The sequence below is a fragment of the Gemmatimonadota bacterium genome (genome assembly GCA_022560615.1).
GTDB lineage: Bacteria > Gemmatimonadota > Gemmatimonadetes > Longimicrobiales > Gaopeijiaceae > UBA1138.
The window spans coordinates 32,299-48,344 of record JADFSR010000022.1; the positions used below are offsets into that span (position 1 = coordinate 32,299).

Annotated in this window: 13 protein-coding genes; all 13 read right to left on the reverse strand. The window is 65.1% G+C overall.

What is annotated here, in order from left to right; translation table 11 throughout:
- Positions 1–48 precede the first annotated feature (48 nt).
- The 13 genes from IIB36_13095 to IIB36_13155 all read right to left on the reverse strand — a co-directional run bounded on the left by IIB36_13095 (position 49) and on the right by IIB36_13155 (position 15,963).
- The gene (locus tag IIB36_13095) at positions 49–1,146 is read right to left on the reverse strand and encodes a hypothetical protein (GenBank protein MCH7532677.1); all 1,098 of its coding nucleotides are present in this window, start codon (positions 1,144–1,146) and stop codon (positions 49–51) included.
- Positions 1,116–1,805, reverse strand: a complete 690-nt coding sequence (locus IIB36_13100) for a hypothetical protein (protein MCH7532678.1) — start codon at positions 1,803–1,805, stop codon at positions 1,116–1,118. Before IIB36_13100 ends, IIB36_13095 begins: the two co-directional genes overlap by 31 nt.
- Positions 1,802–2,122, reverse strand: coding sequence for a type II secretion system protein (locus IIB36_13105; protein ID MCH7532679.1), 321 nt, complete (start codon positions 2,120–2,122; stop codon positions 1,802–1,804). Before IIB36_13105 ends, IIB36_13100 begins: the two co-directional genes overlap by 4 nt.
- A complete protein-coding gene (locus IIB36_13110; GenBank protein ID MCH7532680.1) occupies positions 2,119–2,547 on the reverse strand; it encodes a type II secretion system protein in 429 nt (142 codons plus the stop codon). The genes IIB36_13105 and IIB36_13110 overlap by 4 nt, the downstream gene beginning before the upstream one ends.
- Before the next feature lie 69 nt (positions 2,548–2,616).
- Positions 2,617–3,975: a sigma-54-dependent Fis family transcriptional regulator gene (locus IIB36_13115; GenBank protein ID MCH7532681.1), complete on the reverse strand. Its 1,359-nt coding sequence runs from the start codon at positions 3,973–3,975 to the stop codon at positions 2,617–2,619.
- Positions 3,976–4,278: 303 nt separating this feature from the next.
- Entirely contained in the window at positions 4,279–5,541 is a 1,263-nt protein-coding gene (locus tag IIB36_13120; GenBank protein ID MCH7532682.1) for a HAMP domain-containing protein, read from the reverse strand.
- A 329-nt stretch (positions 5,542–5,870) separates the two neighbouring features.
- A complete protein-coding gene (locus IIB36_13125; protein ID MCH7532683.1) occupies positions 5,871–6,263 on the reverse strand; it encodes a prepilin-type N-terminal cleavage/methylation domain-containing protein in 393 nt (130 codons plus the stop codon).
- 251 nt (positions 6,264–6,514) lie between these two features.
- The gene (locus IIB36_13130; protein ID MCH7532684.1) at positions 6,515–8,392 is read right to left on the reverse strand and encodes a hypothetical protein; all 1,878 of its coding nucleotides are present in this window, start codon (positions 8,390–8,392) and stop codon (positions 6,515–6,517) included.
- Positions 8,389–10,176 (reverse strand): tetratricopeptide repeat protein, encoded by a 1,788-nt coding sequence (locus IIB36_13135; protein MCH7532685.1) that lies wholly within the window; start codon positions 10,174–10,176, stop codon positions 8,389–8,391. Before IIB36_13135 ends, IIB36_13130 begins: the two co-directional genes overlap by 4 nt.
- A gap of 7 nt (positions 10,177–10,183) precedes the next feature.
- Positions 10,184–11,065, reverse strand: a complete 882-nt coding sequence (locus IIB36_13140; protein MCH7532686.1) for a glycosyltransferase family 2 protein — start codon at positions 11,063–11,065, stop codon at positions 10,184–10,186.
- Between the two features lies 1 nt (position 11,066).
- Positions 11,067–12,926: a tetratricopeptide repeat protein gene (locus IIB36_13145; GenBank protein ID MCH7532687.1), complete on the reverse strand. Its 1,860-nt coding sequence runs from the start codon at positions 12,924–12,926 to the stop codon at positions 11,067–11,069.
- On the reverse strand, positions 12,923–14,287 hold the full coding sequence (locus IIB36_13150; GenBank protein MCH7532688.1) for a sigma-54-dependent Fis family transcriptional regulator: 1,365 nt from the start codon (positions 14,285–14,287) through the stop codon (positions 12,923–12,925). The genes IIB36_13145 and IIB36_13150 overlap by 4 nt, the downstream gene beginning before the upstream one ends.
- Positions 14,284–15,963 (reverse strand): PAS domain-containing protein, encoded by a 1,680-nt coding sequence (locus IIB36_13155; protein MCH7532689.1) that lies wholly within the window; start codon positions 15,961–15,963, stop codon positions 14,284–14,286. Before IIB36_13155 ends, IIB36_13150 begins: the two co-directional genes overlap by 4 nt.
- Between the last annotated feature and the right edge of the window lie 83 nt (positions 15,964–16,046).

Below are 16,046 nucleotides of genomic sequence, written 5' to 3' on the forward strand. Positions count from 1 at the left end.
AATGGACGCAAGCTCGCCGAGCGTCCGAGACGGCTACATGGTTGGATGCTAGCGCGGTCCCAGAGACCGAGGACCTCGGATTGGAACCGGCCTGGCGAGATCCGGAGACTCGAGAGCGGCGGCAGCCCAGCACGTCGACCCGACGATCGACGCGCCGGTCTCGACGCTCGCGCCGCCGGCCGAACGGACCAACCCGCGCACGGTGGCCACGCCGCGAAGCGTGAGCCGACCGCTCACGATGATCAGCCCGTAAAACTGCGTGTCGAGCATGTCGGCATCTCCCGTGACCACGAGCAAGCCCTGGCCGGCACCACCTACCGTGGCGAGGTCACCCTCTGCGAGGATCGTCACAAAATGGTGCCCGCAGGGTCGGGTCGGACGGTCGGGGTCACCCCAGTTCCAGGCGTCCTCGGTGACGCAGACACCGCCCCGTTCCCGTGGTGCCGGCGTGCCCGTCCCAGCGACGTGGACCCGAATCCGGGCGCGTAGCGAGTCGATGTCCAGGAGACCCAGGGCCGATACGACATCAAGAGGCTCGGTTGCCGTGGGCGGAAGCGCACCGGTCGTGATGAGCGAGTCCAAAGCCGCGCTCCACGGCTCGCAGCGGTCGAGCTGCTCTGGCGTCAGAGACCGGTTCACGCGGCTGCCGTCGATTGTTCCATCGACTCGAACGAGGCTCCCCTCCCCGTAGACCAGGACGGCACCCATCGCTGCGACACGGGCGACCGGATCAAGGATCCATATGGGCCGCGATACCGTCGCTGGGGCCACCTGACCCCGCTTGCCCCACCCCTCGGCCAGCCACACTTCGCGTGAGAGGCGCCGGATCCATCGCGAGTAGCGCGCGTCGCGTACGGTGCCGCCGGCGGAGTCGGTCGACTGCCACAGCGGAGTCGAGGCGCGTCCGGGTCCGACATCCAGTCCGAGAGCGGTATTCACTGCGGCTTCAGCGGCCAGACGCGCTCCGAGCTGGTCAACCCCCGCCCGGGCCGCGAGATACTCGAATCGAGCGAGGAGCAGTAGGCCGTGCGCCACCGCGGTGATGGCCATCATGAGCAGCACAACGATGATCAGCGCTGCGCCCTCCCTGGCGCGCGGCCCGCCCCCCTTTCCGATCACCCCCCTAGGTAGCCGAGCCAGTGCCACGCGCCGCCGTCCTGCAATCGAATCCATTCGAGCGCCAGGGACCCTCCTCTCTTCACGAAGCCGCTCGGCGGCGTGTCGAACACTTCCGGTGTCAGCGGCTGCCGCCCGCCGCGGCCTCGGCGGTAGCGGAGCGCTGCGCCGGAAACGTGATACGAGCCGCGCTCGAATAGCCTGGCGAGCACGATCGACTCCTCGGGGGTGACCGAGATCTGCCACCGCTGCAGCTCTGTCCGAGGGTCCGTGGCACAAAGGTCCGAGGTAGGCCGAACGCTCAATAGATCGGCTCGAATCCACGCTCCCTGCCCGGTCAGCAGCAAGACTGAGTCCTTCTCGGGCGCAGGAGCGCGCATTCCCGACCAGGCGACCATGAGATCCGGCGCCAGTGCCCCATCGGGACACACGACACCCACACCCCGGAAAGCCCGCAGGCTAATCGAATCTGGTGCGAAATCCACCCAGTCGACGCCTCGAACCCCGAATCGCAGCTCTCGACGCAACACGACTCGAGAGACACGCAACGCCGCAAGGATCTCTGACCTCTGCGTCAGGCGGAGCCCGACCGACCGGACCCTGGCGAGTCCCGCGAGTGAGAGCTGGACTACGAGAAGCCCGCATATCAACGCGATCAGGACCTCAGCGACCGTCGCCCCATTTCTCACGAATCCGTCACAGGCACGACGCCAGCCACGCGTAAGAAAACGTGCTCGTCGCGACTGAACTCCACGGTGAAACCACCGTCTGGCTCCACGCTCCAATGGATTCGCCCGCCGGCCACGTCCTTAGACCCCTGGCCGGGGGTCGCGGTCAGCGAGAGCGAGTCGGCGGTGCCCTCGAGCGCCGACACGGCCCGCTCGATCGCCTCGGCCTCGGCCATCGTTCTCGATGCCACGACGACGATTCCCACGGCACCCAAGATCGCGACCTCGAGCACGACGAGTGCGACGATGACCTCGACCAACGAGAAGCCGGACTTCACCGCCTCCGTACCCTTCCGTATCCGGAAACGACCAGTGACCGCTCCGCCTCACCACGCCGGAACGTGAGCGTCTCGCTCGCTACCCGTCCCAAAGCCATCGCATCATACGCGAGCTGGGTCTCAGTCCGTCCACGAGCGAGTTCGAGAGTGACGCCGAGGTCGCTTCCGAGCGAGAGAACGCGCACGACCGAATCGGTCTGGGTGACCCATGCCCGGAAGGGATCGCCCCCAAAGTGAACGATGATGCCCCCCTTTCCGAGCGCCCGGACACGGGCTTCAGCAATGAGACCGACGACCGACTCGCGTGCGGCGACGACCGTAGACGAGTCGCGGTACCTACGCGCGGCCGGTGCGAGAGACGCCACCGTCATCGCGAAGATTGCGACGACCATGATCGTTTCGACGAGGCTGTATCCACGGGACATGGACACAAGCTCGCCGGGCGTCCGAGACGGCTACATGGTTGGATCGGCCCTTCTAGGACACCACTCGAACTACTCGACCCCGTACTCTTGGATCTTGTAGCGAAGCGCGCGCGGAGACAGCTCGAGCAGCTCGGCGGCGTGAGTCTTGTTACCTCCCGTTCGATCCAACGCGAGCTGGATGAGGTGTTTCTCCATCCTCGCGCCGTGCCGCTTGACCGACAGGTCGTCGGAGTCCACGCCGATGCCAAGTCCCTCAGGCGCCGGGCGACGGACCGCCTCCGGCAGGTCGTCGAGCGAGATGCTCGGGCCCTCGGTCAGAACCAACGCCCGCTCCAAGACGTTCTCAAGCTCGCGGATATTCCCCGGCCAGGCGTACGTGAGGAGTACTGCCATCGCATCCGGGTCGACGCCCTCAACCTCCACCCCCAACCGCGCACTCTGTCGCGCGAGCAGATAGGTCACCAGCTTCGGGATCTCCTCGCTTCGGTCCCGCAGTGGCGGCAGGTGAATCGGCACGACCGCCAAGCGGTAGTACAGATCCTTCCGGAACCTCCCATCCTCGACAGCCGCTTCTAGGTCCAGGTTGGTCGCTGAGATCACGCGTACGTCCACACGCTGGATCTCAGTGGCACCGAGTCGGCGCACCTCCCCTTCCTGAAGCGCCCGCAATAACTTCACCTGAAGCGCCCCCGGGAGTTCACCGACTTCGTCGAGGAAGAGCGTCCCCCCGTCAGCCGCCTCGAAGAGCCCCTCCTTGTCTCGGTCGGCTCCCGTGAAGGCACCCTTCACATAGCCAAAGAACTCGGACTCGAGCAGCTGCTCGGGGACACCACCACAGTTCACCGGGACAAACGGCGCCGCAGCCCGAGGACTCTCGCGGTGCAGCATGCGTGCGACAACCTCCTTGCCGGTACCGCTCGCGCCGGTCAGGAGGACAGGAGAATCGTGCTTCGCGACTCTCTCGACGACGTGCAGCGCCTTTCTCATCGCCGGAGAGCCGACGACAAGCTCTCCGAAGCGCGCATCCGCTCTCACCTCCCGACGAAGGCGGCCGACCTCCTTGCGCAACTGTTCCCGTTCTTCAGCCTTGCGTATCGTGAGTAGGACTTCGTCGGCACCGAACGGCTTCGCCAAGTAGTCGTATGCACCCCGCTTCATCGCCTCGACCGCCAGCTCCATGCTGCCGTACGCGGTCATCATGAGGACGAGCGCCTCACCACCTGCCTCCCGGTACGACTCGAGGAACGCGAGCCCGTCGACCCGTGGCATGCGCACGTCGCAAAGGATGAGATCGGGCTTCTGTGCGTGCGCCGTTCTCAGCCCGCTCTCACCATCCTCGGCCAGCACGACCTCGTAGTCGGCATCCCCTAGGATGAGCGAAACTGACTCTCTCAATCCGGCGTCATCATCGATGATCAGGATCTTCACAGCGTCTCCACCAGTCTGGCAGCCCGTGGTAGAAGTACAGCGGGCCGCGTTACGGTGCCACGGCTCCAGATCCTAGGCGGGGCGACGACGCCATAGCCGTCGCTACGGATAGGAGCCCCAACGACGGAGATGGGGCCGTGCCACCGTAACCCAAGAACCGGTAAGTATTGTCACACTCGGTGTTGGGCGCAGGGGGATCGCGGCCCTGGAGGTCGTTTCTCCTCCTCGCCGTAGAACAACTACGACTCGTCGTCGTGCCTACTCCAGATCTCGCGAGACCCCTGCGCTCGGCCCACTGTACTTCTACCACGGGCTGCCTGCCTCATGGGACTTCTCGGGGGCACCCGGAAGCCGAACGGTAAACGCCGCGCCCCCATCGTCGCAGTTCGCAGCAAGGATTTGACCGCCCATTCCGTCGACTAGGCGAGCACAGATAGAAAGACCCAACCCACTCCCCTCGCCGGGCTCCTTCGTGGTGAAGAACGGGTCGAATATGTCTTCGAGGTCGTCTTCGGCGATGCCGGGCCCGTTGTCCTCGACGCGGATCACCGCGACACGCGGGGAATTGAACACGAGGTCGATGCCATAACCTGCACCGTCCTTCGACACGCGCCGACGGTGCATGTAGTTGATGCCCTTCGGGTCATCCGCGCGCTTCGCCGGGAGGCGCATCACCTCACCCGAATCCCCGAACAGTTCCACCGAGATCCGTGGATTCTCAGTCGACTCGACAGCGGCGAGAGCGTTCAGGAGTAGGTTCACCATGACCTGCTCGAGCCGATGACGCCCCATGACCACGTCGGGCGCGTCGCCCGACAGGGTCCACGTCATCTCGGTGCGGTCCAACTTCCCTTGGGACTCCAGCAGGTCGCGGACACGGGCCAACACCTGTGCCGGGGCGACGGGCGCGACCTCATCGTCCCGTGGACGGGCGTAGTCGAGCAGACCTCGCACGATGCGATCGATCCTTTCGGCCTCTCCGCGAACGGAGTCCAGCAAGGCGACGTCGCCGCCCACCTTCTCGGCTCGTGCCTTGGCCACGTCGACGAACGCCATGATCGCTCCCAGCGGGTTGCCGACCTCATGCGCGATACCCGCCGCCAGGGTGCCCACAGACGCGAGGCGCGCAGTGTGGATGATCTGGTTCCGAGCTTCGATGAGGTCCTTGTTGGTCTCCTCGAGTGATTCGACGTTCTCGGCCAACAACTCCTGGTCGGCGATGAGCCGATCCGCCATGTCGTTCACGCTCGACTGCACCTGTTGGAGCTCGAGGCTGTCCAAGGTCCCGATGCGGTGATGATAGTCGCCTCCGGCGATTCGGCGCGCGTCTTCGGCCAGTAACTCCATCGGCTTCACCATGAACTTTCCCAGAATGGCACTTCCCAAAACGAAGAGCGCCCCGAGGTCAATCGCGACGAGCACACCAATGATGAGAGTGCGCCGGGCCGTCGACTCGATTCCAGGCAACAGTACGACGATCCCGAACAAAGCGAACAGGAGGGCAAGCACGAAGAGAAAGCCGAACCGAAACAACAGCTCTCGCCTGAGTGGGATCTGTCGAGACATGCCGGAGGGCTAAAAGGGCTATGACGTTCGCACAAGGTGCGAAGGGCAGTCGGGCTTCGGCAAGGCGGCGACACGTCCTTGCGACCCTTACGGCGTGCTGTTGGGATCGACGCGTAGGGTCAAGCCCGTGCGAGGTTGTGGGCCTCGCCAAACGTGACCGTGACCCCTATCCGTGCCCGAGAATTCGCGCGATGGTGTTGGTCGAGTACGAATAGTGCTGGGGCTGCTGTCGCCTCGCTGGGCGGCCCAGGCTTGACGGCCCGGACCGCCCACGAGCAGCTGTGCTCATCACAACGTCGCGGAGGAGATCCGCTGGTGCATCAGCGTCATCAACTGGTGCAGGCGAGCTCACCTGGAGCGGTCGATGTCGTCGGTGTGGCCGGACTGGAAGCCGTACCGTAGTAGATGACGCAACCTTCGCTGGAACCGAGCGCGGCGTGGACGACGCTCGCAGACCAGCCGGAGCTGGAAGCGGCCGAAGACACGGTGACACCACTGGAGCTCGTGAACGAGAGATCCGTGGTTACCGTCGTGTAGGAATACGCGTCGGAGTAGTAGATCTCCTGCTGGCTGGCCAGGTTCTTGAGATCCGACTTCATCGCTGCGAAGTACGCCTTCTCCCGAGTGGCGGAGAACTTCGGAATGGCGATGGCCGCCAGGATTCCGATGATCACGACCACGATGAGGAGTTCAATAAGCGTGAACCCCTTCTTGTCTCGCATGATCTGAAACTCCAGAAATGAGTGAAACAGGGCCCTCCAACTACGATGAGAAACGGCAAGCCTGGGCCCAAAATGAACTCCAATGGCCTAAGATATTGTCTGACAACGTGTTATGGTTGATAACGAGGGCTCGGTGGAGCCCTTGGGACAGGGAGTGGGAGTGGGATTTTGCAAATAACGAGGCCGTTTGCAAGACCGGGGACCCGTGCGGCAGCACGCGTGGTGGCCCGCCCCCCTTTCCGATCACCCTTCTAGTTCACCTGCCCAAGCACCTCTGCGCGCAGGGAATCGACTAGCGCACGCTCGACCGTCGAGAGGTCCAGGGCGAGCGCTGCGTCAAACGCCATCTGCACGCCTGCCGAGTCGCCGGCGTGGGCGTTCAAATACCCTAGCGTTACCCACTGCTGCCAGAAGTTCTGCAGTCCAAAACGCTCGATGGTGGCTTGTCGGAGTAGTTCTGCCTCCTCGAACCGACCGCGCGACGCAAGGGACCAGGTGATGATGTTGGGACGGAGCGGATCTCGATCGTCGATCGTGAGCGCCACGCGGCTGAGACGTTCCGCCTTTGCGGGCTCTCCCCAGATCGAGTAGATCTCGGCCAGAAGGCCAGGTGCGAGGGCAAAGCTCGGCTCCCTTCGCCACGCGTGCCGCAGGAGACCCTCAGCGGACTGGTACAGCTCCTTGTTCATCAGAGTCTGCCCGATGTCGGTGATTATCTGGTAGTGCGAGTCCAGCAGATCGACCGCGGCTCGATAGGAGCGCAGCGCGTCCGAGGTGAGACCGCGGTTCATGAAGGCGTCTCCGAGAATCCATTGGGCGCGACCCGAGTAGGGGTAGTCCGCAACCAAAGTGTTCCACACGGACTCGTTGTCCTTCCAGGTCGGGTTCCGGGTCCAGGTCCGGACGCTGGCGAGCACCAGAATCACCATGATCGCGACCAGCGCCCCGCGCGGCCGTGCCTGCCAGAAGCGGACGAGCATCCAACCCGTCGCCGCCGCGAGCCCGACCGAGGGCAGATAGAGCGTCCGTTCCGCGAGCAGCACGCCGGCGAGGAAGAAAACGTTCGACACCGGCGACACCGTGATCATGAACCAGACGACACCGAAACCGGCGACGCGGGCCGACGCCCGACCCACGGCCATGACACCTCTTCGCCACGCCACCAAGGCCAGAGCCAGCACGCCGAGCGCGAGGGTGATGCCGACCAAGTTGCTCGGGCCCCAGCCTAGTGAGATCGGGATGACGTTCGGCGCGTAGTCAGCGGAGAGGTCCATGGGGAAGACCCACAGGCGCACGTAGTTCCCCCAAACCTCCGAGACCGTCCAGATCCGCGGGATCTCGAGCAGCAGATCCGCTCCGAGTGGGCCCAGAGGCTCAGCAATCGTGCCCAGGATCTCCCAGCGCGCGACGAACATGACCGTCGCTGCCGCCACGAGCGCCACATAGACCCTCCACCGTTCGGCCAGGTACCGTGGAATGTCCTTGACGGAGAGATCCCTACGGGCGGCATCGAGCAAGAAGACGATGCCCGGCAAGGTCACCGCCCCCTCCTTGGCGCCAAACGCAGTGGCGTACAGCAGCCCGATGGCCGCGGCCCTTCGCCACGAGGTCTCGGTCGGTCCCCGCACATGAACCAGACACGCCGTCAGGAAGCACATCGCGGAAAGGACTTCCCCCATGCCAACGATGTTGGCTACCGCTTCGACATGCACCGGATGGACCGCGAATACGAGCGCGCCGACCAGGGCTCCTGGCAGCGACATCAGCTCGGCGAGAAGAAGAAGAACCAGCGCCGTGACGGCGGCATGCCCGACCAGGTTGGTAAGGTGGAATAGCCAGGAACTTCCATCCGAGACAATCCACTGCAGCCCGAAAATCAGCTGGGTCGTGGGCCGCCACAAGCCGTTGTCACGCCCGTAGATGCCCGGCCAATAGGGTGAGACCACCGCCCGTGGAAGCGTCTCCAGACTCTGGATCGCCTCGTTGTTCGCGACGATGTGGTGGTCGTCGTACGCAAAGCCGTTCGGGATCGTGTTCGCGTACACGAGTGCCGCCAGCACGGTCACGAGCAGCAGCGCAGCGCGGCGGTCCCTCAGCACGACTTGCAGCGCCAGCGCGAGGCGCTTCATACCCCTCCCCCACCGTCGTGCGAGGCGAGGATCTGAGAGGCCCGCTCGCGAGCAGCGCGCGCCTCGTTCTCCTTGCCGTCGAGTGCGAGCAGCTCCGCCAGGCGGCTCCAGCCGGGCTCGAAGTCGGGCTCCTGCCCTAGCGAGGCCCGGCCGGCGCGGATCGCCGCAGTAAGGTCACCCTTCACGACGTACGATTCCGAGACCAACGACCAGAGCTGCCGGTCGGAGCCGGCGCGAGCCAGGCCGCTCAGCGCCGCGGCGTGCGCGGCCCGCCCCTCACCACGCAGCAGCCGCTGCTTCGCCAGCTCTGCGTACGCAGCCGGATGCGTCGGAAGCAGGCTGATGGCGGACGCAAAGAGCTGCTCGGCGCGCTCGTGCTGCCCTAGCCCGGAGTATAGGACGCCCACCTCTACAACGAGCTGGTAGTTGTCCGGAGCGAACCCCAGCGCGAGCTCATACGCTTGCCGCGCTTGCTCAATCTCGCCCACCCGTTCGAATCCATGCGCCCGTGCACGGAGCGCGAGTGAGGATTCCGGGTGCTCGACCGCAAGCGTGTTGAGCATCGTGAAGGTGTCCAACCAAGTGGGGTTTCTGGTAACGGTGCGGACGGTCATCGCCGCAAGTGCCACGCCGACGAGCCCCGCGAGTACGCGTCGTCTCGAGAGTGGTATCGACGGTACGAGCTCGTGCGCGAGGCCGGCAAGCACCAGAGCAAGGCCGACCGACGGGAGATAGAGCGTCCGTTCGGCCAGAAGGACATCGGAGCGGACCACCAGGTTCGAGACGGGAAGAACCGCGACGAAAAACCACGCCAGCCCGAGCGCTAGCGTTCGTGAGCGATCTCGCAGCAGCCACGCGCCAGCCACCACGCCGAGCAGCAGCGCAGTACCCACGACGACTTCCACCGTGAGCGAGGTCGTGACGAGGAAGACCCCCGGTGCATAGTCGGCACTGAGATCCAGCGGAAAAACCATGAGCCTCAGGTACTGCGGCCACACCGTGAGCGCGGTCAGTAGCCGCTCCCCGAGTGAGAGGCTGACGAGGCCCGCGGCTGGACTCTCGCCAGTCAGGCCACCGATCACCGCAGCGCGCGTCAGAACGTAGATCGCCAGCGTACCCGTCAAAGCCACATACGTAGGCGTCTCGGATCTCAGCCTGGTCAGGAGGGCGACGTCGCTCCGCCTGTACACCTCGAGGACGAGCAGCACGCCGGGGAGCGTGATCGCGATCTCCTTGCTGCCCAGCGCGACTAGGAAGAGCGCGATGAGGCCGAGCAATCTCGCCGGCGAACGGGGCCGCGTTCCGCCCCCCGTGTCGAGATAGAGCAAGCAGGCGCCCAGATAGGCCACGGCCGTATAGAGTTCCGCCCGCCCGACGACGTTGGCCACCGCCTCCACGTGCACTGGGTGCACAGCGAAGAGAAGCGCTCCAACGAGCGCCGTGGGGATCGGCACGAAACGACTGAGCAGCGCGAGCACGAGCAGGCACACGAGCGCGTGCGCAAGCACGCTCACGATGTGAAAGCCGAGCGGCCCCCCGTCGAAGGCGGCCCACTCGAGTCCGAAGCTCGAGAGCGTGATCGGACGATAGTTGCTCGCTCCGGGACGCGCGCCGGGCCAGGAGGGAGCCATGAACGCGTCCACGACCCTGCCCTCCGTGACCACTGGATTCTCGACGATGAACCAGTTGTCGTCGTAGGTGAACCCATTCCCGAGCGAGTTCGCATAAACCGAGATGGCGACGAACAGCAGGAGGACTCGCGCCCTCGGGAGCGTAGTCGGCACGTGCCTTCTAGCTGTCCTCGGGGGACTCAGGGTCTCCCACCCCGGCGCCGGGGTCCGCTCCACCCTCGGAACCGGACGTAACCCGATCCGGCTCGTTCCACGGATCCGTCAACGGCGGAATCCACTTCGGTACCCGCGGTGGCAACATGTTGTACCTGAGGATCGACCAGAACGCGGACACGCCGTCCTTCCAGCCGATCTTCTTGCCCTCTGCGTACGAACGTCCGTGGTAGCTGATCGGCAACTCGTAGATGCGGGCACCCGCCTGCGCGAGCCTGGCCGTCAATTCCGGCTCGATCCCGAACCGGTGCGCGGAGAGCGGTAGCGACTGCAGGAGCTCCGTGCGAACCATCTTATAGCACGTCTCCATATCGGTGAGGTTCAGGTCGGTAAGCATGTTGGAGAGCAGCGTGAGCAAGCGATTGCCAACCGAGTGCCAAAAAAAGAGCACGCGGTGCGGCCCGCCCAGAAAACGGGAGCCGTACACCGCGTCGGCCCGTCCGCTCAGAATCGGCTCGAGCAGGATCGGGAATTCGTAAGGGTCGTACTCGAGGTCTGCGTCTTGGACGACGACGACGTCTCCCGTCGCTCTGCGGAAGCCTGTGCGCAGCGCGGCACCTTTGCCCGCATTCTTCTCATGGAACACGAGGTGGTCGATCAACTCGCCCTCGAGCTCCGTCAGCAGATCGCGGGTCCCGTCGGTAGAGCCGTCGTCCACGACGATCACCTCGAGGTTGAGCGGCACTTCGCGCACCCGGCGCAGAAGGCGCTCGACGGTCGCACTTTCATTGTACGCGGGAATCACGACGGACACCGTGACGCGATCCCAAGGGAGCTCCGTCAGTGGGGCGCCAGGGAAGTTGACGCCAGAGCTTTGATGATTGGACATGTCAGTCGAGCTCGTTGGAGTCCGAGGATGAAGCCAGCGCGAGTCGTGCAGCCCGAATCGCGTCGAGGTCCGCGGCAGAGCCGGTGCGTGCCTCGGCCGAGTCGAGAGCCGCGAGGGCAGCCAATGTGTCACCTGCGCTCGCGTGATCGCCGGCGAGAAGGAACCACGGTCGAAACTGCGAGCCCAGCCCGGACTCGAGGGCCCGAATCCGGGACGCGATCGCGTCCTCGTGCCGCCCCAGACGCGACAGGGACTGGGCAAGCAGGTGGTGCAGGCTCCCGTTCGACGGTTGCGCGAGCGTGGCGGCTCGGGCGGCCGCCTCCGCCTCGGAGAAGCGTCCCGCGGTCAACTCGACCGACGCGAGCAGCCCGGGGGCCGTGGGCCACTCGGGCTTCTCCCGCCACGCGCGCTCGAGGAACAGGCGTGCCGAATTCGGGCGACCCATGGCCATGAGATGCGACGCAATCTCGGTGCTCTCTTTGTACTCGGAGTTAAGGATGCCCACCGCGTACGAAAAGGCCCGCCGTGCCTCCGACTCTCGGCCTTCCGCGAGCAGCCGCTGTCCGAGCGCGAGCCACCCCCGTCCCGACTCCGGATGATCTTCGATGAGCGCGCTCATCACGGATTCGGTGCTGTCCCAAACCGGTACCCGCGCCGCGCTGCGCGCCGCGCCGGCCACGACGAGCACGGTCGCGAGGACTTTCGCATGGCGAGGGCGCACGCGATGGAACTCTCCGAGCAGCCATCCGCTCGCGATCGCCAGGCCGACCGAGGGGAGATATAGGGTTCGCTCCGCGATGAGCACGGGACCGAGGTAGAACACGTTCGCGACGGGGAGCAACGCGACCGCGATCCACAGCACGCCCAGCCCGAGTAGCCGCTGAGTGCCCGCCGGGCCACCCCGACGCCAAGCGAGCCCCGCCAACACAAGAGTCGAGAGAACGAGGGTCACCCCGAGAACTCCCTCCGCGGTCCAAGCGAACGCGATCGGAATCACGTCTGGCCCGTAGTCCGCCGACAGGTCGAGCGGGAAGAGAAGGAGCCGGAAATACTCCGGCCAAACCGCGGCCAGAGTCCAAATTCTCGGAATCTCTTCGAGAACCGAGCCGCCGGGAGGCGGCGTGGCGGTCGTCACACCGCCCACGACACCCACTCGAGCGACGAGCAGGCCAGCGAGCGTCGCGAACATGAGGCCGAAGACGATCCCTTTTCGCCGGAGCCACGGCACGAGCGTCCCATACTCCCACTCTCCTCTCGCGGCATCGATCAGCAAGAGCAACAGCGGGAGGATCGCCGCTCCCTCCTTGGCGAGCACGGCGAGCGCGTAGCACGACGTGACGACGATCGCTCGCCTGACCCCGTAGCTGCTCCGGGCTCTCAAGTGCACGATGGCCGCAGCCAAAGCGAACGCCGTGGCCAGCGGCTCCGCCGTACCCGCAATGTTGGCGATCGCCTCCACGTGAACGGGGTGCACCGAGAAGACGAGCCCCCCGAGCAGCGCCGCGGGCAACGACATCAGCTCGGCCAGCAGGAGAACGACGAGCCCGCATGCACACGCGTGAAGCAAGATCCCCAGCAAGTGGAAGCCGACCGTGCTTCCGCCGGTCGAGATCCACGTGACTGCCCACAACGCCGTGGTGAGGGGCCGCCACCCACCCACCTGGTCTCCGAAGGAGCCGGGCCAGGACGGTTCTCCGAGGCGATGCAGGAGCCCATCGAGTGTGCGGATCCCTGGATCGCCTGCTATCAGGACCACGTCGTCGTAGGCGAACCCGTTCCAAAGAGCGCCCACATGAACGAGTGCGCCGAGGCTCGCCGCGAGCAGCGCGGCGCGGCGCACCGAAAGCGCCGGTGCGCTCAATCGCCGATCCCGTACCGGCTGAGCTTCCTGTACAACGTCGACGGGTCGATGCCCAACAGCTCCGCGGCGCGCTTCTTGTTTCCACCCTCGGCTTGCAGGACCCAGTGAATGTACGCGCGCTCCACGACCTCCATCGTCGGATTCTGGGCAAGGTCCTCAGAGCCCAGGCGCCGAGGCGGAGCTTCGCGGACTCGCTCGGGCAACGAAGCGGGCGTGATCTCCCCGCCCCCGGTGACCACGACGGCGCGTTCCAGCGCGTTCTCGAGCTCGCGCACGTTCCCGGGCCAGTCGTGCTGCATCAGAACGTCCATCGTCTCCTCGGAGATGTGGGGCGCGGGACCGTCACCACGGGCATGAGACTCCAGGAAGTATTGCGCGAGTATGGGCACGTCCTCAGGCCGCTCCCGAAGAGGCGGAAGCCGGAGTTGGATCACGTTCAAGCGGTAGTACAGGTCGCTGCGAAATGCCCCTCTCTCGATCTCCTGCTCGAGCTCCCGGTTCGTCGCCGCCATGATGCGCACGTCGAGGCGCACGGTTTTCGTCGCACCCACCGGGATCACCTCTCGTTCCTGCAGTGCCCGCAACAGCTTCACCTGGGTCGCCGCACTCATCTCGCCGACTTCGTCCAGGAAGAACGTGCCACCGGCGGCCGCGGTGAGGAGACCTTCCTTGTCCTTCACGGCACCCGTGAACGACCCCTTCATGTGCCCGAATAGCTCGCTTTCCAGCAAGCTCTCAGGCAGCGCGCCACAGTTGATCGACAGGAACGGTCCCTCGGCGCGATTGGAGAGCCGGTGGATGTAGCGCGCCAGAACTTCCTTGCCGGTACCGCTCTCGCCTGAGAGCAGTACCGTGGAGTCCGTCGGCGCAACCGTTTCCGCAAGTTCGAGCACCTCTATGAAACTGGGGGCCGTCCCGACTGGTCGACCTTCGGCGGACGTGGTTCGTTTCCGAATCTCCTTTTTCAGAGCCCTGTTCTCGACTCTCAGCTGACGAGCCTCAGCCGCTCGCTGGCAGATCGCGAGCAGCTCGTCGTTCGCGAACGGTTTCTGCAGGTAGTAGTAGGCTCCCTCGTTCACCGCCCGCACCGCGGACTGAAGAGAAGCCTGGGCCGTCATGAGAATCACAGGTATCTCGGCGTCCACCTCACGCGCCTTGGCGAGCACCTCGAGCCCGGAAGCGCCAGGCATGCGGATGTCGGTGAGGACGATGTCCGGTCTCTCTTCACTCAGCGCGGTCAACGCCTTGGCACCAGAGTTCGCGACCGTCACGTCGTACCCGGCTCCGCGGAAGAGAATGCTGAGGGTCTCGAGGATGGCCGCCTCGTCGTCAACCAGAAGGATCTTCACATCCTGACTCACGTGTCGCCTCCGACCTGCTCCCCCGGAATCCCCGGGAGAAAGATGACGAACTGGGCCCCCCCCCCTCGAGCCCGATCCACGAACGTCACGCCCTGGTGCGCCTCGACCGCGCGGTGGACCATCGCGAGACCCAGGCCACTTCCCGACTTCTTCGTCGTAAAGAACGGGTCGAAGACCCGGCTCGCTGTTTCGGCATCGATCCCAGGGCCATTATCGCGGACCGCGAGCCGCACCGGGTATTCCAGGCCGGTCCCGCGAGGGTCGCGGGCACCCGTTGCCGCGGTGAGCGACACGACGACCCTGCCACCGGCTCCCGTGGACTGCGCACCGTTGAGCACCAGGTTCAACAAGGCCCGATGCAGCAGATCCCCATCCCCCATGACGCGCACGGGGCCTTCGTCGATCTCAGTGACCAGATCAACCGCGTACAGGTCCGGATGCTGCTTGCTCAGCAAAATACAGTCGTGGACCAGTGCCTTGAGGTCCAACTCTTCTTTGTCCCCGATCTTCATGACCGAGTAGTCGAGAAACTCGGAGAGAAGCCTGCTCAAGCGGTCCGACTCCGTAAGGACGAGCCGCTCCAGAACGGTGCGATCGTCGGACTCGAGGGAGTCGCCGCTGAGCTGCTCGACAGAACTGCGGATCGACGCGAGAGGATTCTTGATCTCGTGCGCCAGGGAAGCCGAAAGTGCCGCCACGGCCTCGAAGCGCTCGGTGCGAACATGGAGTTCGTCGATCCGTTCGAGATCAGTGATGTCCTGAAAGATCGCCGTCGCCGAGTTGGCTTCGCCACCGGAACGCTCCAAGACAGTGGTGCTGACGCCCAGCCGAACCTTCCGAGAGTTGGGAAGCGTCGCGGTGGTTCGGAAGCGCCCGACGGACCGCCCGTGGTGGATCGATCCCTCCAGCACCCCGCTCAGGCCCGGGGCGATGCGCTCGACCTCCGCGAGGACCGGCCTTCCCATGAACGCGTCGCGATCAAGTCCGAGCAGCCGTTCCGCCGCGAGATTGGCGTAGACCAGGCGACCCTTACCGTCGACCGTCAAGACGCCGGTGGCGAGGTTGGCCAGGATGTCGCTGGTGTCCAACCGCAACTGTTCGAGCTCGGACTTCATCGCACCGAGCGCGAGCCCTGTGTGGCGGAGGCGGTCCCCAATCACTCCGGTGATGAGCGCCACCAACGTGAAGAGTCCGATCTGGAGCACCAAGCTCAGGCTCAACGTCTCCTGGAAGCCCCACACCAGGTCGGCGAAGTACGCGATGCTGGCCAGGGCACCGATCAGTACACCCCCCGGCAGGGGCAGCAGTAGCGCGCCAACGCTGATGACGAGGATGTAGAGCGGGGCGAAGGTGCTCTCCGGGCCCAGCGTCACGTGCACGGTGGCCGTGACCAAGGCTACATCGAACACGACCTGCAAGTAGAGGAAGTTTTCCCCGCCCCCGGCACCTTTGAGGTGAGTGTGCCAAAAGGAGGCCGACGTCACGAACAGCGTGACCAAGAACATCACGACCGTTACGAGCAAGACATCCGGCTGTGCCTCGAACCACGTCCAGAACGCGCCCGCGAGAATGCCCGTGACGAGCGTGAGCCGTGCGACGTACACCCACCGTAGCAAGTCGATGCGCACTACCTGGTGCTCACCGGTGTTCAGCGGGGCGGAGGTCGGTTCAGCCACAGTGGTCGTCTCCCGGGGTCCGGGGGGAGCGTGCACACGAGCGTCCGCCCCCGCTTGCCCTCACAGAAGGTATAAGCAGATTC